19 protein-coding genes are annotated in these 18,373 nt (G+C 72.1%); 5 read left to right on the plus strand and 14 right to left on the minus strand.

What is annotated here, in order from left to right:
* Positions 1-105 precede the first annotated feature (105 nt).
* Positions 106-2,247, plus strand: a complete 2,142-nt coding sequence (locus AC0T5L_RS10785; protein ID WP_476165275.1) for a heavy metal translocating P-type ATPase — start codon at positions 106-108, stop codon at positions 2,245-2,247.
* Between the two features lie 297 nt (positions 2,248-2,544).
* On the opposite strand, the gene AC0T5L_RS10790 is transcribed toward AC0T5L_RS10785, so the two are convergent.
* From AC0T5L_RS10790 to AC0T5L_RS10810, 5 genes are all read right to left on the minus strand, one after another.
* Entirely contained in the window at positions 2,545-3,420 is an 876-nt protein-coding gene (locus tag AC0T5L_RS10790) for a hypothetical protein (RefSeq protein WP_476165276.1), read from the minus strand.
* Positions 3,421-3,490: 70 nt separating this feature from the next.
* Positions 3,491-4,000, minus strand: coding sequence for an ATP-binding protein (locus AC0T5L_RS10795; protein WP_476165277.1), 510 nt, complete (start codon positions 3,998-4,000; stop codon positions 3,491-3,493).
* A complete protein-coding gene (locus AC0T5L_RS10800) occupies positions 3,997-4,551 on the minus strand; it encodes a hypothetical protein (RefSeq protein ID WP_476165278.1) in 555 nt (184 codons plus the stop codon). The genes AC0T5L_RS10795 and AC0T5L_RS10800 overlap by 4 nt, the downstream gene beginning before the upstream one ends.
* 461 nt (positions 4,552-5,012) lie before the next feature.
* Entirely contained in the window at positions 5,013-5,186 is a 174-nt protein-coding gene (locus AC0T5L_RS10805) for a DUF397 domain-containing protein (protein ID WP_476165279.1), read from the minus strand.
* Positions 5,183-5,989: a helix-turn-helix domain-containing protein gene (locus tag AC0T5L_RS10810; protein ID WP_476165280.1), complete on the minus strand. Its 807-nt coding sequence runs from the start codon at positions 5,987-5,989 to the stop codon at positions 5,183-5,185. The genes AC0T5L_RS10805 and AC0T5L_RS10810 overlap by 4 nt, the downstream gene beginning before the upstream one ends.
* Positions 5,990-6,220: 231 nt before the next feature.
* Here AC0T5L_RS10810 and AC0T5L_RS10815 point away from each other — a divergent pair, with 231 nt between their 5' ends.
* On the plus strand, positions 6,221-6,763 hold the full coding sequence (locus AC0T5L_RS10815) for an ATP-binding protein (RefSeq protein ID WP_476165281.1): 543 nt from the start codon (positions 6,221-6,223) through the stop codon (positions 6,761-6,763).
* Between the two features lie 376 nt (positions 6,764-7,139).
* On the opposite strand, the gene AC0T5L_RS10820 is transcribed toward AC0T5L_RS10815, so the two are convergent.
* The 8 genes from AC0T5L_RS10820 to AC0T5L_RS10855 all read right to left on the minus strand — a co-directional run bounded on the left by AC0T5L_RS10820 (position 7,140) and on the right by AC0T5L_RS10855 (position 14,835).
* On the minus strand, positions 7,140-7,997 hold the full coding sequence (locus tag AC0T5L_RS10820; protein ID WP_476165282.1) for a polyphosphate polymerase domain-containing protein: 858 nt from the start codon (positions 7,995-7,997) through the stop codon (positions 7,140-7,142).
* A complete protein-coding gene (locus tag AC0T5L_RS10825; RefSeq protein ID WP_476165283.1) occupies positions 7,994-8,617 on the minus strand; it encodes a DUF4956 domain-containing protein in 624 nt (207 codons plus the stop codon). The genes AC0T5L_RS10820 and AC0T5L_RS10825 overlap by 4 nt, the downstream gene beginning before the upstream one ends.
* A gap of 166 nt (positions 8,618-8,783) precedes the next feature.
* Positions 8,784-9,443, minus strand: a complete 660-nt coding sequence (locus AC0T5L_RS10830) for a response regulator transcription factor (protein WP_476165284.1) — start codon at positions 9,441-9,443, stop codon at positions 8,784-8,786.
* Entirely contained in the window at positions 9,440-11,041 is a 1,602-nt protein-coding gene (locus AC0T5L_RS10835) for a sensor histidine kinase (protein WP_476165285.1), read from the minus strand. The genes AC0T5L_RS10830 and AC0T5L_RS10835 overlap by 4 nt, the downstream gene beginning before the upstream one ends.
* Positions 11,031-11,396: a hypothetical protein gene (locus AC0T5L_RS10840; RefSeq protein ID WP_476165286.1), complete on the minus strand. Its 366-nt coding sequence runs from the start codon at positions 11,394-11,396 to the stop codon at positions 11,031-11,033. Before AC0T5L_RS10840 ends, AC0T5L_RS10835 begins: the two co-directional genes overlap by 11 nt.
* Before the next feature lie 58 nt (positions 11,397-11,454).
* Complete coding sequence (locus AC0T5L_RS10845; protein WP_476165287.1) at positions 11,455-12,894, minus strand: PepSY-associated TM helix domain-containing protein; 1,440 nt, start codon at positions 12,892-12,894, stop codon at positions 11,455-11,457.
* 105 nt (positions 12,895-12,999) lie between these two features.
* Positions 13,000-13,572 carry a hypothetical protein gene (locus AC0T5L_RS10850; RefSeq protein WP_476165288.1) on the minus strand — a complete coding sequence of 191 codons (573 nt, stop codon included), beginning with the start codon at positions 13,570-13,572 and terminating at the stop codon, positions 13,000-13,002.
* A gap of 357 nt (positions 13,573-13,929) precedes the next feature.
* Positions 13,930-14,835 carry a DMT family transporter gene (locus AC0T5L_RS10855; RefSeq protein ID WP_476165289.1) on the minus strand — a complete coding sequence of 302 codons (906 nt, stop codon included), beginning with the start codon at positions 14,833-14,835 and terminating at the stop codon, positions 13,930-13,932.
* Here AC0T5L_RS10855 and AC0T5L_RS10860 point away from each other — a divergent pair.
* From AC0T5L_RS10860 to AC0T5L_RS10870, 3 genes are all read left to right on the plus strand, one after another.
* On the plus strand, positions 14,834-15,028 hold the full coding sequence (locus AC0T5L_RS10860; RefSeq protein ID WP_476165290.1) for a hypothetical protein: 195 nt from the start codon (positions 14,834-14,836) through the stop codon (positions 15,026-15,028). The two genes, AC0T5L_RS10855 and AC0T5L_RS10860, sit on opposite strands and share 2 nt — an antisense overlap.
* Positions 15,029-15,106: 78 nt before the next feature.
* A complete protein-coding gene (locus AC0T5L_RS10865; protein WP_476165291.1) occupies positions 15,107-15,964 on the plus strand; it encodes an ACT domain-containing protein in 858 nt (285 codons plus the stop codon).
* A gap of 54 nt (positions 15,965-16,018) precedes the next feature.
* The gene (locus AC0T5L_RS10870; RefSeq protein ID WP_476165292.1) at positions 16,019-16,750 is read left to right on the plus strand and encodes a L,D-transpeptidase family protein; all 732 of its coding nucleotides are present in this window, start codon (positions 16,019-16,021) and stop codon (positions 16,748-16,750) included.
* A gap of 51 nt (positions 16,751-16,801) precedes the next feature.
* Here AC0T5L_RS10870 and AC0T5L_RS10875 read toward each other — a convergent pair whose 3' ends face one another.
* Entirely contained in the window at positions 16,802-18,346 is a 1,545-nt protein-coding gene (locus tag AC0T5L_RS10875) for a stealth family protein (RefSeq protein WP_476165293.1), read from the minus strand.
* Between the last annotated feature and the right edge of the window lie 27 nt (positions 18,347-18,373).

The raw sequence follows: 18,373 nt of genomic DNA on the forward strand, positions 1-18,373 counted from the left end.
TCTTGCATTAATACCCCTAAGGGGTATACCACTTGCAGAGAGGGGGCAGAAGGCGGACATCCGTCCGTCATATACCCCCTAGCGGTATATGAAAGGGAGGCTGGCATGACCACGGGTGGACACGGTCCGCACGGACGCACGGAACTCCACGACGGCCGTCCCGACCACGGCGACCACATGGACCACCGGGACGGCCCCGGCCATGGCGAGCACGTCGGCCATGGTGAGCACTCCGGCCGCTCCGGCCACGGAGGACACGCGGGCCACGGGGGCCACGGGGGGCACGGCGACCACGCCGCGGTGTTTCGGACCCGCTTCTGGTGGAGCCTGCTGCTCAGCGTCCCCGTGGTCCTCACCAGCCATATGGTCTCCGGGTGGTTCGGCTACCACGTCCCCTCCGCCCTGACCTGGGTGCCGCCGACCCTGGGCACCGTCGTCTTCCTCTACGGTGGCTGGCCGTTCCTCTCCGGCGTCGCCGGTGAGCTCCGGGACCGCAGACCCGGCATGATGACCCTGGTCGCCATGGCCATCACCGTGGCCTTCGGGTCCAGCATGCTCGCCACGCTCGGCGCGGTCGGCGCGGAACTCGACTTCTGGTGGGAGCTGGTCCTGCTGGTCGTGGTCATGCTCCTCGGCCACTGGCTGGAGATGCGTGCCCTGGGCCAGGCGTCCGGGGCGCTGGAGGCCTTGGCCGCCCTCCTACCCGACCGCGCCGAGAGGGTCGGCGGCGACGGCGGGACGGAGGAGGTCGCCGTATCCGACCTGCGCAACGGTGACACCGTCCTGGTCCGTTCCGGCGGACGCGTTCCCGCTGACGGCACCGTCGTCCAGGGCGGCGCGGCCATGGACGAGTCGATGATCACCGGTGAGTCCAGCACGGTCACCCGCTCCGACGGTGACCGGGTCGTCGCCGGGACCGTGGCCACCGACTCCGCCGTACGCGTGCGGATCGACGCGGTCGGCGAGGACACCGCCCTGGCCGGTATCCAGCGGCTGGTGGGTGAGGCGCAGGAGTCCCGTTCGCGCTCTCAGGCGCTCGCCGACCGGGCCGCCGCCCTGCTGTTCTGGTTCGCGCTGACCGCCGCCGTGATGACCGCGGCCGTGTGGTCCCTGCTCGGCGAGGCCACCGAGGCCGTCGAACGCACCGTCACCGTCCTGGTCATCGCCTGCCCGCACGCACTGGGCCTGGCGATCCCGCTGGTCATCGCGATCTCCACGGCCATGTCGGCCCGCGACGGCATCCTGGTCAAGGACCGCCTGGCCCTGGAGCGCACCCGCCTCGTGGACACCGTGCTCTTCGACAAGACCGGCACGCTGACCCGGGGCGTCCCCGCCGTCACCGACACCGCCGCCGCCCCGGGACACACCTCCGGGAGGGTGCTGGCCCTGGCCGGCGCGGCCGAGGCCGACTCCGAGCATCCGCTGGCCAGGGCGATCGTCCGCGCCGCCGACGAGGCCGGTGCGGTGCCCGTCGCCACCGGCTTCCGCTCCCTGACCGGACACGGGGTCCGGGCCGGGGTCGGGGGCGCCACCGTGCACGTGGGCGGTCCGGCCCTGCTGGAGTCACTGGAACTCACCGAGCCGGACGAGTTGGCCGGGCGCACCCGGCCCTGGCGCGAGCGCGGCGCGACAGTGCTGCACGTGGTCGTGGACGGCGAGGTGGCCGGCGCCCTGGCCCTGGCTGACGAGGTCCGTCCGGAGTCGGCCGAGGCCGTCCGTCGGCTCCGGGGGCGGGGGATCCGCGTGGCGATGGTGACCGGTGACGCCCGTAGCGTCGCCGACGCCGTGGCCGGGGAACTCGGCCTGGACGAGGTGTTCGCCCGGGTTCTGCCCGACCAGAAGGACGAAGTGGTGCGCCTCCTCCAGTCCCGGGGCGCCCGGGTGGCGATGGTCGGCGACGGTGTCAACGACGCGCCGGCCCTGGCCAGGGCCGATGTCGGCATCGCGATCGGCGCGGGCACCGACGTGGCGGTCGAGTCGGCCGGAGTCGTGCTCGCCTCGGACGACCCTCGCGGCGTGGTGGCGGTCCGGGAGCTGTCGTTGGCCGGCTACCGCAAGATGGTGCAGAACCTCGTGTGGGCCGCCGGGTACAACGTCGTCTCCGTTCCGCTGGCCGCCGGTGTGCTGGCGCCGGTCGGGTTCGTGCTCGCTCCCGCGGTGGGTGCGGTGCTGATGAGCCTGTCCACGATCATCGTGGCGCTCAACGCCCAGCTCCTGCGTCGGGTGGACCTGCGCCCCGCCGACTGAGCGGCCCGTGCGCGCGGTGCTGTCGCCGAGAGCCCCTCCCGGCCGCGCGAGGGCGTCCTCCAACTCCAGGAGGGCGCCCTTCCACTGTTGTCCCCGGACCCGGCCGAGGACGTCCCCTCGATCGTGAGTGGCCGCGCCGGTCCCGGGAACGCCTAGAAGATCGTGAAACCCCTCTGGTAGCGGGAGGGGCACCACGACAGGCCACCGCCCCGATCGGATACGGCGGCGGTGGCCGCCCCGTTCCCGCTGACCAGGCGGGGGTACCACGGGCGACCCCCGTCCGGGGCCCGGCGCGGGTCAGTCGAAGAGGTCCTCGGCGCGCTCGACCGTGGAGGCGCGGCGGACCCACGTCCGCAGGGTCTCCAGGTCGGTGCAGGTCTCGACGCGCCGGCGGATCTCCTCGGGCACGGCCAGTCCGCGTGCGTCGAGGAAGAGTAGGACGTTGTTCGCGGCCTCCGCCGTCCGGCCCTCCTCACGGCCTTCCTCACGGCCCATGCCGACGTATTCGCGGGCGAAGTCGCTCTGCCATTCGTAGGTGTCCACGGACATCAAGCCCTCCAGCTCCTTCCGGGCGGTCTCGTTAAGACCGGCCAGTACGTAGTCATAGTAGAACGGACGGTTCCTCGGAGCGGTGGCGTCGAGCGCCTCCACCACGGCTTTCAGGGTGTTCGGTTCGGTGTCGCCGTGCGCGTAGGCCGACAGCACCGCCAACTCGGGCATCGTCCGCGCCCGGTGCGCGTCGGTGATGACCGGTGTGTTGCCCGGGCCGACCACCAGCGGGGTCAGGACGAAGCCGGGATGGCCGACACCGATGGGTTTGGCGCACCAGCGCACCATCGCCTCGTCGGGGCACAGGACGACGAGCACCGCCGGGCATTCCAGGCGCACGTGCAGATTGACCAGGTATGCGGGCCAGCTCGCCCGTTTGCCGCTGTCGGGGCTGTTCTGGCGCTCCACGACGATGGCCAGGACGTTGCGGTCGCCGTCCCGGAGCAGGGTGGCGCCGTCGCCGTTGAGTTCCTTCGGGTCACAGTTGGTCAGAACCGAGGTGGTGGGCAGGGCCTCGGTGTGGTGGGGCACGTCGAACCCCAGGGACTCATCGAGCAGTACCGCCGCGAGTGCGGGTTGGTTCTGGACGATCCGCAGCGGGATCTCGTGTTCTCGGCTGGGCATACGGCTCCTTGACCGTGGTCGGGAGGGGATGGGCCGTGGGAACCGGTCCCACGGCCCGGAGGTCTCGGGGTCACGAGGTGAAGACGTACGGGCGCAGGCGGTGCGGGGCCTGCCCGGGGGCCACGTCGAAGACCGCCCACACGTGGGTGCCCAGGTCCGCCCAGGGGGCCAGGCGGAAGTGCCCCCACGCGCGGGACAGGTTCTCCACGAGCAGCAGGCCGCGCTGGCCCTCGGCCCAGTCCCACTCGTCCTCACCGCGCTCGGCCGGAACGCGGGGAACGCCCCCGCCGCCCCCGCAGTCGCTCACCGAGAAGCGCAGGGTGCGCCGGTCCGGCATCGACAGCGCGCGCAGGACCTCGCCGCCCTCGCGGCCGGAGTCGGTGTACCTGGCGCAGTTGGCGAACAGCTCGCTCGCGCACAGCCGCACGGTCTCCACCAGGTCGTCGTCGAACCCGGCCAGATCGCGGGCGAGGTCCTCGCGGACCCGCCGCAGGCGTGCCAGGTCGCCCGGATAGAGGCGGTGTTCCCAGGACACGACCGGCTTGGGCTCTCGTGTGGGGCGTCCGTTCGTCGGGTTCATGCCGGGACCCCCTGTCGCCGCTGGCCGAGCCAGGTGCGTGTGAGGGAGGCGAGTTCGTCCCACTCGGAGGGCTCGGCGGGCCTGGCGCGGACGACCCCGAACCGGGGCGCGGGACCGGCGAGCAGGTCGCCCTCCTGGGCGGCCGACCACTCTCGCAGGAGGGCGGCGGCGCGTTCCTGGACACGGGCGAACTCGCGCCGTACATCGTCGGATGCCGGGGCGGGTCCGGGCCTGCGGGGCGCGGGGACTCGGGCTTCGGCCGTGCGGAGGCGCTCGTGCGCGGCGAGGTAGGGGCGGACCGGGGCGATGCCCCCGGCCCGGCTGGTCTGGCTCGGTGGCGCCAGGCGCGGAGCGGGAGAGGCGGGTACCGGTGGTACGTCGGTCCCGCTGGCCTGCGAGGACGCGGGAGGGGGTGCGGGTGCGTAGCGGCGCACGCGGGTGGAGCGGCGGCGGCGACCGGCCACGTTCGAGTGGCGTCCGCAGGGGGAGGAGAAGAGCGCGATCAGCGGGCCGAGGGCACGGCTGAGAAGCGCAGCGCTAAACTGGAGCACGCTGGCAAGTCCTGTTCTCTAAAGGTACGAAGTTGCTGGCCACGGCCCCGGGCGGATATCAACCGTCGCGGGGTCATCGTGTGTATTGAGTTGTGTGGACGGTGCCAGATTAGAGCACGGATGTTCGGGCGGTGTCGTTTTCTGGGAAGCGGCTGGAAAAATTTGGCTCGTCGGAGCATCATGCCAGCTCAGAGCGCATAAAAAAAGGGACAGCTGTATTCGCTGGCCCTGCCCAAACAATCCCTCATGTCGGAATTGGTGGCATTTATTCGTGGGGTGGTCCGGGCTTCTTCCCAGCCTCGGCCGTCCTGGGCCAGGGCCTCACCGCCGCCGGTGGGGGAGGGGCCGGGGCGGAAGGCCGTGGGCGGTCTGAGAGCCGCCCTGGCCGTGCTCATCGACGTGGCCTGAGCAGCGTCAGGAGGCAGCGCTTCCCGGGGAAGCACCACCCCCAGAACTTCGGTTCAGCCGTGGTCCGTGGTGGAACGCAGGAGGGCCGTCCACTCGTCAGCGGCGAACGACAGGTGTCCCAGTTCCCGGTTCTGCGTGTCCCGCATGAGGACTGCGTCAGGGGCCTCGTTGACCTCCACGCAGCTCTCTCCAGTGGAGCTGTAACTCGATTTGTGCCAGCCGTTCACAGTGCCTGCCTCATCTCTCCCAGCTTCCTCGCCGTGACGTCAGGGGAAAGCGCCCATGCCTGGAGCTTGCTGAACACAGTCTCCAACTTCCGGGTTTCCTGCTCGTCGTCGGTGAGGTGCTCCCCAATGGCGTGCTCCGCGCACAGAAGGGGTTGCTCACCCTCGATGTATACCAACCGGAACGCGCCGCTGAGCCAGGCCAGGTCGCTTATCCCAGAGGGGAGTACCTGGAGGGTGATCGTGGGCTGTTCGGCCTCCTGGATCAGGCGGTCCAGCTGCTCCCGCATGACATCGGACGTGATCGGCCTGGTGAGGGCCAGCTCGGTCACGATCACGTTGAGTACGAGACCCCCGTCCGTGTCCAGGTCCTTACGCCAGGACTCCCGTGTCCTGATGACGTTCTGGACGCGCTTCTCCGAGGCGGTGGGCACGGTGTGTGTGACGATGACCCGCGCGTACTCGGGTGTCTGGAAGAATCCCGGAACCACAAGCGGATGGAAGAAGCGGAGCTCGTGTGCCCGCTTCTCGTACCCGCGTGACTGCTCGTACCAGTCGAGCGCCGACTGGGCTCGGACCACGTCGCTCCAAGCCCGGAGCAGAGCGCCGTTCGTACGCAGCTCCCTGTCCAGATCCCGTACTACGTCCGCATTCGGTGCCCTTTTCGCGTTCTCCAGTTTCCCCAGATAGGTCGCCGACCACTCGATTCTCTCCGCGAGCCTGTTGAGCGAGAGCCCCTGCCTGGTACGCAATCGCTTCAGGTGCAGGCCGAACTTGATCCACTCCTGTTTCCGGGGCTCGTCCATGCGTACAGCTTGTCACTGAATACATACGCGCGTATACGGAATCGGCCAGTTCGCGGCCATCTCGTACAACCCCTTTCCCCGTCGTATCCGCAGGTGCGAAGGTCCACACAAGGAAATCGCTGCGGCAGTCCGATCCACTTCTTCCGGCCTGGGCAGCACAATGCCCCGGCGGCCGCGCTCACGGCCCCGGGGCACGGTCCACGCCCGCTTTCTCACGACACAGGCACGAACATGAACGAGACTACTCCGGCCCGCTCCACACCGGCCGCCGCGCACGGCCACCGCTCCGCCACCATCGCGCCACCGTGGCGGCTGCGGTTCTCCGATCCTGATCGGTGCGGCATCGTCCTCGGCCCCGATCCGGGCCACGTCCGCCTCGCCCGCGCCTGGGCCCGCCGCAACGCCCGCGCCACCCATCGCCAAGCCCACGACCTCATCCTGGCCGTGAGCGTCCTGACCACCAACGCCCTCCAGCACACCCGTTCCGGAGACCCCGGCGGCACCGTCCAGGTGGTGCTCCACCGTCGCCCGGCCACCTACACCCTCTCGGTCACCGACAACGGCCCCAGGCCGGGGCCGACCATCCCCTTCCCCCGGGTGGAGGCGGCCACCGACCCCCTGGACCCCACCGGTAACGGGCTTCGCCTGCTTGAGGCCCTCTGCGCCTACTGGGACTGGACCGGTACGGCCGGAGAACCCCTGACCGTGCGCGCCGTTCTCGACCGCAGTACGGGTCCCGCGCCGCCCCGCGCCACCATCGGCGCACGCACCTGAGGGCCGCCATGGCCGGTGGGGAGGGAGAGGGGGAGGGGCGCTGCGAGGTTCGGCGACCACGGTGCCCGCCGACGTGACCGGTGGCGGAGGCTGGGGAAGCGGTCCCCGGGCCGGGAGGGTTTCACGTGAAACCCTCCCGGCCCGGGAGGGCGGCGGGACCGGGTCCGAGGGCCGGGGGGGCGGCCGCCTCCACGCTGTGAGGGCGGTCCGGCTCTCCGGGAGCCGTCGGGCGCGTGCGGAGGAGCGGCGGAGCCGGACACGGGGGCCTTCCGGTGGGGCCGACTCCGATACCGATCCCCTCAGGACGGACAGGCAAACCCGGGCGGGTGCACGCGGTACCTCACCACAGGCCCTCACCGTCCGTTCCCCTCGACGGTCAGCGGTCCACCTGTGCGTGCTCCGGGCCGCACGGCACGGGGTGGTCCAGACACGCTCCCATCGCCCGGTGCCACCGGTTGCCCCGCAGCCGGGGCTCCAGCGCGGCCACCGTCGCCCCGTACTTGCTGAAGCGCGCCTCACGGAACCCGAGCCCGTGCAGTACGCGCTCGGTCGCGGTGAGCCCGCCGCGGGTCTTGACCTCCAGCAGCACCGCGTCCGGGCGCATCCGCACCGACCAGCCGCCCCGGTACCCGACCAGGCCGGTGTCCACCGTCACCCGCTCCTCGCCGCCGAGGGCCACGACGGTGGTGCGCCGGTAGTCGGTCACCGCGCTGGCCGCCAGTACGTCCGGCGGCTCCATGCCGTACGAGAGCAGCGTGTCGTCCAGGAACCGCCGTGTGGCGGGGACCAGGCGGTCCGGCGGCCCCGCGTGCTCAGTCCGCACCTTGTCGGTGATCCCGCGCGCACCCTTGAGCTTGACCTCGAACATGCGCGTCCCCGTGTCCACGTACGTGCGCGTCCTGGCCTTGAAACGCACCCGCCGCCCCTGGCGGTGGTCGTGGAAGGTCCGCAGGCCGGGGGTGTCGAGGTAGGTGGACGAGTACCGGAAGTCCCGCCGCCCGTCGATGGTCAGCACCCCGAACCGGCTGTCGGCGCCCGCGAACAGGGGTTCCAGCAGGTCGGCGGGCACCAGGTACTTGCGGCAGGTCCGGGTGACCAGGGCGGCCCGCTCGTTGAGCTCGTCGAGCGACACCGGGCGCAGCGCCGCCAGGGCGTTCGCGTACACGGGGGAGTTCGTGGCCGCGGACGCGGGCGTTTCCACGGATACGGGGTTCTCCACGGGTGCGGGGTTCATCGCACGCCCAGCCAGCCCGCCAGCGGGGCGGAACCGGACCTCCGCGCGTACCCGCGCACGGGGGCCGGGCCGGGTACGGCCCGGGGCACCCGGAACCGCACGTCCACCACCATCAGGTCGCGCACGTAGTCGACCTCGGTGACCTCCGCCTTCCTCACCCGGGCGCGCAGACGGGCCTCCAGGTCCTGGCGCAGCGCCACGGGGTCCTCGTGCACCACGTCCAGGGTGAGGAGGCGGCGCTCGTGCCGCGCGAGCAGGCGCGGGTGGTCGGCCGCGTACAGGCCGGTGAGCAGTAGCGCGTTGAGGCCCAGCAGCACCCACGGCATCGGCGCGGCCACCGCGTTGACCAGGCCCAGGGCGATCGCGGTGAAGTAGTAGCCGATCTCGCCCTGGCTGATCAGGTCCGACCGCAGCCGCAGGATCGACAGCACGCCGAAGAGCCCGAACCCGACCGCCAGCCCGACCTCCTGGCTGGTCAGCATGGACACCACGGCGAAGATGCCCGTGTTGAGCGCCACGTAGGCCAGCAGCAGGTCGCGCCGTCCGTGGCGGCGGAAGTAGAGGACGTACGAGAGGACCGTGATCGCGGTCGTGTTGACCGCCAGGGCGAACCAGAACATGGTGACCATCCTCTGGACGGGCGGTGAGGGGTCCGTGAGAACAGGATGAGGGAACCCTCATCCTCGTATCGGGGGTCGTGGGCCGCCACGCGCGGGGGCGCGGGCGTCACCGGCACGCCCGCGCCCCGTCACCGGGACGCCGCCCGCACCACCCGGGCGCCCGGCGTCACCCGGCCAGCCGGTATCCCATCCCCCGCACGGTCACGATCCGCTCCGTGCCCACCTTGCGGCGCAGCGCACGCACGAACACGTCCACCACGTTCGACCCCGGGTCGTGGTCGTACCCCCACACGTGCGACAGCATCTGCTGCCGGGTGAGCACCTGGCCGGGGTGCCGCATCAGCAGTTCCAGCAGGGAGAACTCGCGCGCGGTCAGGTCCACGGAGGTCCCCTCCACCGCCACCCGCCGTGTGCGCAGGTCCAGGGCGAGGCCGCCGGCGTGCAGCACCGCCAGGTCGGCGGGCCGGTCCGCGCGCATCCGCAGCCGCACGCGGGCCAGCAGCTCCTCGAACCGGAACGGCTTGGTCACGTAGTCGTCGGCCCCGGTCTCCAGCCCGGTCACCGTGTCCCTCACGCCGTCGCGCGCGGTCAGGATGACCACGGGGACGTCCACGCCCAGCGAGCGCACGCGCCGCAACACGTCGAACCCGTCGGTGTCCGGCAGGCCCAGATCCAACAGCACCAGGTCGAAGCCGCCGGTCACCGCGTAGTCCACGGCCTCCGCGCCCGTGCCCACCACCGTGGTGGTGAACCCGCTGGCGTCCAGGCCCTTGCGGACGAACGAGGCGATCCGCTCCTCGTCCTCGACGATGAGGATGCGACTCACACGTGCTCCCTTCCAACGGGGATGACGAGGGTGAACGTGGACCCGGCGCCCGGTGCGGAGCGCAGGTCCACCCGCCCGTGGTGGGCCTCGGCGATGGCGCGGACGATGGCCAGCCCCAGACCGGCGCCCCGGCCGCCCCTGGCCGCGCCTCCGCCCCGGGAGAAGCGTTCGAAGATCCGGCCGTGCTCCTCGGCAGGGATGCCGGGACCCTGGTCGGCGACCCAGAACAGCACGTCGTCACCGTCGAGCGCGGAGCCCAGGCGCAGGGTGGAGCCCGGCGCGGTGTGCCGGACCGCGTTCGCGGCCAGCTGCACGACGGCCTGGGTGAGGCGCTGCGGGTCCAGCGGGACGGACCCCTCAGCCACCGACTCCAACCGCCAGTCGCGGTCGCCGAGCTTGCGCACCTTGGCGTCGACGTCGCTGGTCAGCTCGGCCAGGGAGACCTCCTCCTCGCGCAGGAAGTCGGGTTGTTGGGCCTTGGCGAGCAGCAGCAGGTCCTCCACGATCCGGCCCATCCGGTCCAGTTCGTCGGTGACCAGGCGCACGACCTCGCGCCGTTCCCCCGGGTCGTCGCCCATCAGCTCCAGATGGCCGCGCACGATGGTGATGGGTGTGCGCAGTTCGTGCCCGGCGTCGTCCACGAACCGCCGCTGGGCCGTGAAGGCCCCCTCCAGCCGGTCCAGCATGCTGTTGAACTGCTCGGCGAGGGCGGCGATGTCGTCGCGCCCGGACACGTCGATGCGTCGGGTGAGGTCTTCCTCGGTGATGTGCGCGGCGGCCTGGCGGACCAGGCGGACGGGCGCGAGGATGCGGCCCGCCACCCACCAGGCGGCCGTGCTCGCGGCGAGCAGCCCGGCCAGGCTGACCAGCGCGATCGTCTGCGCGGTCGTGACGACCGTGTCCTCGTCGGCCTCGGTGAAGTAGCCGATGACGAACCAGCCCGCGGCGCCCTCCTGGCCGTCCGGCGGCAGTGCGCGGATCTTCTCCCAGCGGACGGGCCCGGCGGGGGTGTCCAGGGTGCCGCGGGCGTCGGGGGACTCCAGGACGTCCGCGACCATGCCGGGGTCGGCGGACACGTCGAAGGGCGGATCCTGGCCCTGGCGGATGCGTCCTGCCTGCTCCGTGGCGCCCGGGGCACTGCCCGCGCCCCCGCCGGGGACGGCCGCCCCCTCCACCCAGCCGAACAGGATCTCGGCCTGGTCGGGGTACTGGCGCTCCAGGTGCACCCGGACGAGGGTGGAGACGTCGGTGAAGGGCTCACCCGTGCCGGGGTCCACGCCCACGGCGGCGAACTCCTGGAACTCGCTGATCTCCTGGGACAGCGCGCGGTCGACGCGCTCGTCGTTCCTGGTGGTGAGCGCGCTCCAGGTGACGATGTTGACCAGGACGAGGACGGCGGCCATGAGCAGGACGACCCACGTCATGATGAGGAGCCGGGCGGGGACGCGGCGCCGCTGCGGCACCTCCGGTTGGGGCCCCTCCAGAACCACCGTGGGGTACAGGGACGTGCGCCCGGTCCGCCCCCAGGAGCCCCTGCCGGGCGAGCCGCTGAGGTCCTCCGTCGGAGAGTCCCCGTCGAAGCGGCCCTCAGTCGTCATCGTCGTCCCCGTCGTCCTCTTCGCCGCAGTCGTCGCAGTCGTCGCAGTCGTCGTCATCATCATCGCCGTCATCGTCGCCGCAGGGGGCGGCGGGGCTCTGATCCGGCGCCCCGGAGGGCGCGGGGGAGGGGACGTCCTCAGCCGGGGCCCCTCCGCCGCCGGTCACCGGAGGCGGAGGGGCGACGACGTCCCCGTCGGAGGGCGCGGCGGAGCCGGTGGCGGGGGACTCCCCGACCACCACCTCGCCCGGGGGGCCGGTGCCCGGGTCCTGCCCGGACACCGCCCACACCAGGGCCGCGCCCGCGACCAGGGCGGCCGCCGCGACGACGGCCAGTAACAACAGTGGTGATCTCATACCCGCCGAGCATCCCGGGCCCCGGCGAAGCCGGGATGAAACGGGAATGAGGATTCCTTCATCCGCGCCCGTACGCGGCCCGGCGCCGGACGCCCACGGCGGTATCCACCAGGAGGAACACCAGCAGGGAGACTCCGAACACCGGCAGGAACAGGCCGACGCCCACAGCCGCCGCGACGAGGGCGGCCAGGCACCACCACGGCAGGGCGCGCCAGGTGCCGCGCGGCACGAGCGGCCGTCCCACGGAGAGCGCGGTGTCCTTCGTCGGGCGGCGCAGCCACCACATCCGGTAGCCCCAGAACACGAGGAGGAGCGCGGACAGGGCGACCGCCGTGAGCAGGAGCTGGTTCGGCAGGCCGAACAGCAGGCCCATGTGGAAGGCGATCCCCCACGCGGTCATCTTGGCCATGAACGGGTGGTCGGCGAACCTCAGCTCCTCGACCACCTCGCCGCTCGACGCGTCGACGGCCATCGCGTCCTGGTTGACGGGCCAGGTCCGCGAGGTCCCCTCCACCGTGAACGGCGCGCCCTCCGCCACGGGAGCGGAGATCTCCACCGGGCCGTCCAGCCCCGCCGAGCGCACCGACTCCAGTACCCGGTCCAGGTCCGCCCCCTGCCCGGCCGCGCCATGGTCAGCGTGGTCGCCGTGCGTGTCTTCCCCGCCGTGGCCCTCATGGCCCGACGCGGCGGACGCCTCCAGCGACGGGGTCGTCCAACTGAGGGCCGACCGCACCTGGCCGACGTTGGCCCCGGCGAACTGGGACCAGGTCAGCCCGGTGGCGGACAGCGTCAGCAGGCCGACCAGTGCCCAGAGCCCGACCGACCCGTGCCAGGACATGGTCCGGTTCCGGCCGGCCGCGGATTTCTCGGGAAGCAGGGTGCGGCGCAGGCGGTGGTTCCTGCGCCTGCGGCCGATCCACAGCACGGCCCCGCCGAGGCCGACCACCCACAGCCAGCTCGCGGCGAGTTCGCCGTAGAGGCGGCCGAAGTCCCCCAGGTGCAGGTGGCGGTGGAGCTCGGACAGCCACGACCGCACCGGCAGGGCGCCGCTGCTGCCGTAGCTGGTCATGTCGCCGAGGACCTCACCGGTGTAGGGGTCGACGAAGACGGCGAGCCGGTAGCTCTCGGGGAACCCGTCCACGTCCAGCAGGACACGGGTGCTCTCGTCGGGTGCCGTGGGCGGGCGGACGGCGTTCAGCGTCCCCTCGGGACGGGTCGCGACCGCGGTGTCCACCTGTTCCCGTAGGGGAAGCGCGCTGTCGCCGGGGGTGACGCTGAGCTGGTCGGCGTAGAGGGCCTGTTCGATCTGGGGCGCGTAGGCGTACAGCAGCCCGGTCAGCGCCGCGACGGCGACGAACGGGGCGACGAGGAGACCGGCGTAGAAGTGCAGGCGGAGGAGGAGCTGGCGCAGCGCCGTCCACGTGGAGCGGGGGCGCCGCCGGCCCGGCGGGGGAGACGGTTCGGGGGAACCGGGCAGGTCGGGGGCATGGGACGTCATCGTGGAGACCTTCCTGGTCTGGTTTCGGAGCAGCCCACAGGGTTTTCGGGCATGCGGGACACCGGCGTGTCGGTGCGGGCCGGCCGCGAGGGCCGGCGGGTGGCTTCAGATCAGGACGGTCGCGGGCGGTCCGCGCAGGACCCGTACGTGCCGCAGGAACAGGAGGGGGGCTGGGAACCGGGGCGGCGTCCACCCCAGGCCCCGCACGCTCACGGGACGGAGCGGGGCGGTGAACTCCGCCGCGAGGACCAGCAGGCGGTGGAGCAGGGAACCCACGAGTCCGGCGAGGGCGAAGGCCGCCCGCTCCCCCTGGCGCAGCCACCACGCGCACACCACTCCGGCCACGGCGTGGGCGAGGAGCATGCCCGGCCCGGCGCCGGATCCGGACAGTGCCTCGGGTCCGGCCGCGTGGGACGCGGACCCGCCCGGTGCCATGAGCGCGAAGAGCAGGTGCAGCGCGGCCTGCCCCCACAGCGTCGTCCCGACGAGGAGGCCGAGGCGCTGCTCGGAGCGGAAGAGCCCGTGGGCGACGGCGAGGACGAGCACGAAACCCGTCGCGAGGCCCAGCGGCGGTACCGCGTGTCCGGCGGCCAGGGTGTGACCGACCGAGGACACGCCCGTGCACACAGCGGCGAACACCGTGGCGCGCGGCAGACGGAGCGGGACCGTTCCAGCCATGACGGACAGTGTGGCGCACTTACGCGAGGGTGCCCACGCCCCCTTTATGGGGTCGCTCCCATCGCATCGTGCGCACACGGGCGCGGAAAACGCCCCTCCGGGCGCCCTCGGCGGGGCGGGACGCGTTCGGGGGCGCTCCCGTCCACGGCGCCCGCCGGGTGCGAGGGAACCGGCACGGCTCCCTCTCGCCCTTCGGTGCCTACGCGTTTGCGGGTGACGAAACGACGCAACGAAACCGCGAACGTCGTCTGACGGGGTTTCGTCACCGAGGCGGGAACGTAAAGGCTCCGGGGGGAACGGTGCCGCGCCAACGAAAGGGCGCGACACCGCCGACGAACGGGCGGCCCCGACGTCCGGTCACGGAGCGGGCTCGGAGCCCTTCGGCGCGGGCTTCCCCGGTACCCGCTCCGCAGCCCCGTCCTGGGGGACGGTGAGCAGCCGGATCCCGTACGCCGCAAGCAGGGCGCACACCACGGCGACCACGCCGCCGGCCCACCCGCCGACATAGGCCTCGTCCATGAACGCCACACCCACCACGGCGGCGGATACCGGGTTGGTGAAGGTGGTGATCCCCAGCGGGGCGCCCAGCTCCATGCCCTGGTAGGCCGCCTGGGCCAGGAACAGGCCCAGCACCGCGATCACCGGGGTGGCCAGCGACGAAGCGTGCAGCAGACCGGCGGCCCCGGTCCCACCGATGACCGACACCGCGGTCTTGACCGTGGCCGAGGAGACCCCGAAGGCCACACCCGCCGCCCCCGACAACAGGTAGCTGCGCCAGGCGGCGGACCGCACCCTTCCCGCCAGCCACGCGGTCGCCAGCAGCAGCGCCGCCGTGCCGGTGCCGACCACCGCCGCGTCCGCGTCGCCGAGCACGCCGCCCGGGCCCTCGGTCACCGTCACCGCCAGCAGCACTCCCAGCGCCACCGAGGTGAACGCCGCACCGAGCCACTCCGTCCGGGTGACCCGCCGCCCGCCCAGCCGGGCCGACCACGGGATGCCGAACACCAGGACCAGCACGCCGAGCGGCTGCACCACGGTCAGCGGCGCGTTGCTCACCGCCGCCACCTGAAACCCGGCCCGCCCCCCGTTGAACAGGAGGGACACCCACCACAGCGGGTGCCGCAGCAGGGCCACCAGCTGCCCGCCCTCGTTGAGCGGCTCCTCCACCCGCACCGCGAGTCTGCGCTGTGCCACCGCCGCGACCGTGTAGGCCGCACACGAGAGCACCGCGAACACGATCCCCAACACCACGCCTGAATCCATGCCAGCGATGATCCCGCACCTCGCGGACCGGTGCGCCGCCCTCGCCTTCCCTCCCGAGCGCGCGGCCCGTCGGGTCCAGCACCTGGTGGACGCGGTGTTCCTCCTCGCCGGGGACGAGGACTTCGACGCCGACCGGGCCAGGGGCGAACTGTTCACCATGGTCGGTTGGCCGGTCGGCGGCTCCGGTCCGTGACCGGCTTCACCCCATGTCGTTACCGGGCCGTCACGGAACGGAGCACGGACGCAACGTCGGTTTGGCATCTTCGGACCCATGGACGTTTCCGAAGGTGACTACGGAACCAACGACCACCGCCACGGCTTCTTCAGCCGCGAGGCACTGGAACTGGGCACACTGCTCCTCGCCGCGGGTGCGGCGCACCTGGTGGTGCTCTCCCTCGGGCACAGCGACACCGGTGTCCGCGCCCTGATCGCCGTGGGCCTGCTCCTGCTCGCGGTTTCCGCGGTACACCGGTGGTACCGCCACCGGTCCGTGTCCGCTCCCCGGAACGGGAAACGCGACGGGGCCGCACCGCCTGCCGCCGCGGACGGCGCGCCGGTCGCGGCGGGGGTCTCGCACGTCTTCGACGACCTGCTGTGGAGCGTCCGCGTCACGGTCTCCGACGTGCCCGGGGGCCTGGCCGCGCTCACCACGCGATTCGCCGCCCTCGGGGTCGACATCAGGCTCATGCAGGTGCACCCGGCCGGGACCGACGCCATAGACGAGTTCTTCGTCAGCGCCCCCGCGCATCTGGGCGAGGACGCCCTGTACACCGCGGTACGGGAGGCGGGCGGACGCGACGCCGTCGTTCGCCGCGCCGACGTCCACGAGCTCAGTGACACCACCAGCCGCACGCTCGCCCTGGTCGGCGCCCTGGTCAACGGGGCGGCCACCCTGGAGGGCTCCCTGCTCTCCCTGTCGGCGGCCCAGGGCGTGGAGCACGTCGCCGACCCGCCGGCAGGGACGGCCCGGGAGGACCTGGCCGGCACGACCATGACCCTCCCCGCGCCCGACGGCGGCGTTCTGGCGGTCCGCAGGCGGGGCGTGCCCTTCACCGCGGTGGAGTTCGCCCGATGCCGGGCCCTGGTCCACGTCGCCTCGTCCCTGCGCGCCCACTCGCGCCGTGGATGAACACACCCACCGGCGACCCGGGAGAACTCCGGGCGCGGTGGGTAAAGGGAACGTATGGCAACCCCCCGATCACTCCCCGCACGGAACACGATACGAACCGCCGCCCTGGCACTGGCCGCGGCGTGCGCCCTGGCCGCGGCCGCTCCCGCCCCGGCCGCGTACGCCGCGCCGGCCTCGGTCACCAGCGGCCCGGAACTGCGCCAGGGCAGCACCGGGCCCGAAGTGACCGCCGTCCAGGAGCGTCTCAGCGAGCTGGGATACTGGATCGACGGCGTGGACGGCCAGTTCGGTTTCCACACCGAGCAGGCCGTCGTGGCGTTGCAGAAGGCCGCCGGGATCACCCGTGACGGTGTCGTCGGCCCCAACACCCGCTCCGCACTCAGCGAGGGCGCGTACCCGGAGGCCGCGACCGCCTCCGGCGACCTGCTGGAGATCGACCTGGACAGGCAGCTGCTGCTGGTGGTCGCCGGAGGCGAGGTCGAACGCGTCGTCAACACCTCCACCGGCTCCGGCCGGCCCTACGAGGCCTCGGACGGCACCGAGCGGATCGCCACCACCCCGACCGGCACCTACACCGTCTTTCGCGGGGTCGACGCCTGGGACCCCGGCCCCTACGGGGCGCTGTACAGGCCCAAGTACTTCAACGGCGGCATCGCGGTGCACGGGTACCCGAGCGTTCCGTCCGAGCCGGCCTCCAAGGGGTGTGCCCGGGTGAGCCTGGCCGCGATGGACTGGCTCTGGGCGAGCGGCAGCATCGACGTGCACACCACCGTCCTGGTGCGCTGACCGGAGGGGGCGGCCCGGGCCCGGACCGGCCCGAGCCGCCCGCCCCGCCCCTCACTTCTCGAAGCTGCTCCTGAAGGGGAAGTAGTCGCCGAGGAACTCGTTGACGTGGCTCTCGGCCGACTCCTCCGGCTCGGCGGTGTCGTTCACGCAGAAGGTGTCGAAGTTCCGGTGGCCCATCAGTGTCTCGGTCCGGGACCGCACCGCGTCGAGGTCGGCCAGATTGAGGTAGGTGTAGCGCATGCCCCCGACCACGGCTCTGCCGGTGAACAGCGCGTAGTAGTTGTGCAGGGACGACGGCACGGAGTGGTCGTCCGGATGCCGGAACCGCGACGCCGCGGTACGTGCGAACACCTCGGGGAACTCCCTCTCCAGCTCCTGGAGCACCGACCGGCGCTGCGGGATCGGCGTGTGCTTGAACTTGGTCGTGGGCACCTTGCCGAAGTGCCTCTCCAACAGCACGCTGTTGCGCTTCGCCGCGGCGTCCACGGGCTGGTCCTCCTCACTGACCTCTCCAAGACCGAACCGGTAGGGCGAGGGGTTCAGCTTCGCGACCCCGTTGGGATGGAAGAAGAGGGAGGGGGACACGGGGCGGCCGAAGAACACGTCGTCGTTGAGGTACAGGTAGTGCTCGGCCAGGCCCTCGATGTGGTGCAGCTGCGACTCGATGGCGTGCGAATTGAACACCGGCAGGACCGACGGGTCGCTGAAGACCTCCTTGTGGTCCACCACGCGGACCCGGGGGTTGCCGGTGTCCAGCCACGGCGGCGTCTGTCCGTCGGTGACGATGTAGACGTTGCGCACGAAGGGGGCGAACATCTCCAGCGAGCGCAGGGAGTAGAGGAGCTCGTCCCGGTTGGCGTAGCGGGAGTCGGAAACGGACTCCGGGTTGGACGGCGCGTCGCTGCCGAGGTAGGAGTCACGCTTGGCGCGCCAAGTCTCGTCGGCTCCGTCGACCCAGGTGTAGACGGCGTCGACGGGGAAGGTGAGGTCGGTGGCGAGTTCCCAGTTGAAGGCGCTCAGAGTGGGATGGGTCCGGTCACCGACCCTGGCCTCGGCGGTCTCCCGGCCCTTTCCGGGGATCACCTCGCTCACCGGGTTGGGTTGGGGCGCGATGAGTGAGTCCCGCAGGATGTGCTCGGGCGCCACGACCCTGAGCTGGTTGAGCCGCTCCTCGCGGTCGGGCGACTCCAGGAACCGCTCGCCCTCCTGCCAGAACTCCACGGTGAGACCGTGGGCGGGGCCGACGGCCACGGGTCCCCGGTCACCGACCACGTGCTCTCCGAGCCGGATCACGGGGGCCCGGCGGAGCCCGCGGAGCCGGAGCGGGGAGAGCGGCCGGTACCCGTTGACGGTCTTCACGTACGAGCCGCGGAGGCTGTAACGGGAGGCGAGGACCGCGAGGACGTCGGCTCTGTCGTCCTCGGACACGGCGACCGCGTGGTGGTACGTGTTGTCGGACCGGACGACGAAGTATCCGATCCCCCGTTCCTGGAGGAGATCGGTGAAGCGGTTCGTCTGGCGGGCGGTGAACTCCTCGACGCTGAAGGGGCCGGACCACCGCCGCGCGAGGACGGGTTCTCTCCGGTAGGTGGACACGGTGAGCCCGGGATCCCTCTTCCGGTG

The organism is Nocardiopsis sp. TRM 82005, assembly GCF_056312425.1.

What these genes read in the sequence shown, in the direction of transcription:
- AC0T5L_RS10855 (WP_476165289.1), bottom strand. Translation starts at nt 14,835, where the DNA reads ATGGATTCAGGCGTGGTGTTGGGGATCGTGTTCGCGGTGCTCTCGTGT.
- AC0T5L_RS10820 (WP_476165282.1), bottom strand. Translation starts at nt 7,997, where the DNA reads ATGAACCCCGCACCCGTGGAGAACCCCGTATCCGTGGAAACGCCCGCG.
- AC0T5L_RS10825 (WP_476165283.1), bottom strand. Translation starts at nt 8,617, where the DNA reads ATGTTCTGGTTCGCCCTGGCGGTCAACACGACCGCGATCACGGTCCTC.
- AC0T5L_RS10845 (WP_476165287.1), bottom strand. Translation starts at nt 12,894, where the DNA reads ATGACGTCCCATGCCCCCGACCTGCCCGGTTCCCCCGAACCGTCTCCC.
- AC0T5L_RS10785 (WP_476165275.1), top strand. Translation starts at nt 106, where the DNA reads ATGACCACGGGTGGACACGGTCCGCACGGACGCACGGAACTCCACGAC.
- AC0T5L_RS10790 (WP_476165276.1), bottom strand. Translation starts at nt 3,420, where the DNA reads ATGCCCAGCCGAGAACACGAGATCCCGCTGCGGATCGTCCAGAACCAA.
- AC0T5L_RS10795 (WP_476165277.1), bottom strand. Translation starts at nt 4,000, where the DNA reads ATGAACCCGACGAACGGACGCCCCACACGAGAGCCCAAGCCGGTCGTG.
- AC0T5L_RS10815 (WP_476165281.1), top strand. Translation starts at nt 6,221, where the DNA reads ATGAACGAGACTACTCCGGCCCGCTCCACACCGGCCGCCGCGCACGGC.
- AC0T5L_RS10865 (WP_476165291.1), top strand. Translation starts at nt 15,107, where the DNA reads ATGGACGTTTCCGAAGGTGACTACGGAACCAACGACCACCGCCACGGC.
- AC0T5L_RS10840 (WP_476165286.1), bottom strand. Translation starts at nt 11,396, where the DNA reads ATGAGATCACCACTGTTGTTACTGGCCGTCGTCGCGGCGGCCGCCCTG.
- AC0T5L_RS10870 (WP_476165292.1), top strand. Translation starts at nt 16,019, where the DNA reads ATGGCAACCCCCCGATCACTCCCCGCACGGAACACGATACGAACCGCC.
- AC0T5L_RS10835 (WP_476165285.1), bottom strand. Translation starts at nt 11,041, where the DNA reads ATGACGACTGAGGGCCGCTTCGACGGGGACTCTCCGACGGAGGACCTC.
- AC0T5L_RS10860 (WP_476165290.1), top strand. Translation starts at nt 14,834, where the DNA reads ATGCCAGCGATGATCCCGCACCTCGCGGACCGGTGCGCCGCCCTCGCC.
- AC0T5L_RS10850 (WP_476165288.1), bottom strand. Translation starts at nt 13,572, where the DNA reads ATGGCTGGAACGGTCCCGCTCCGTCTGCCGCGCGCCACGGTGTTCGCC.
- AC0T5L_RS10810 (WP_476165280.1), bottom strand. Translation starts at nt 5,989, where the DNA reads ATGGACGAGCCCCGGAAACAGGAGTGGATCAAGTTCGGCCTGCACCTG.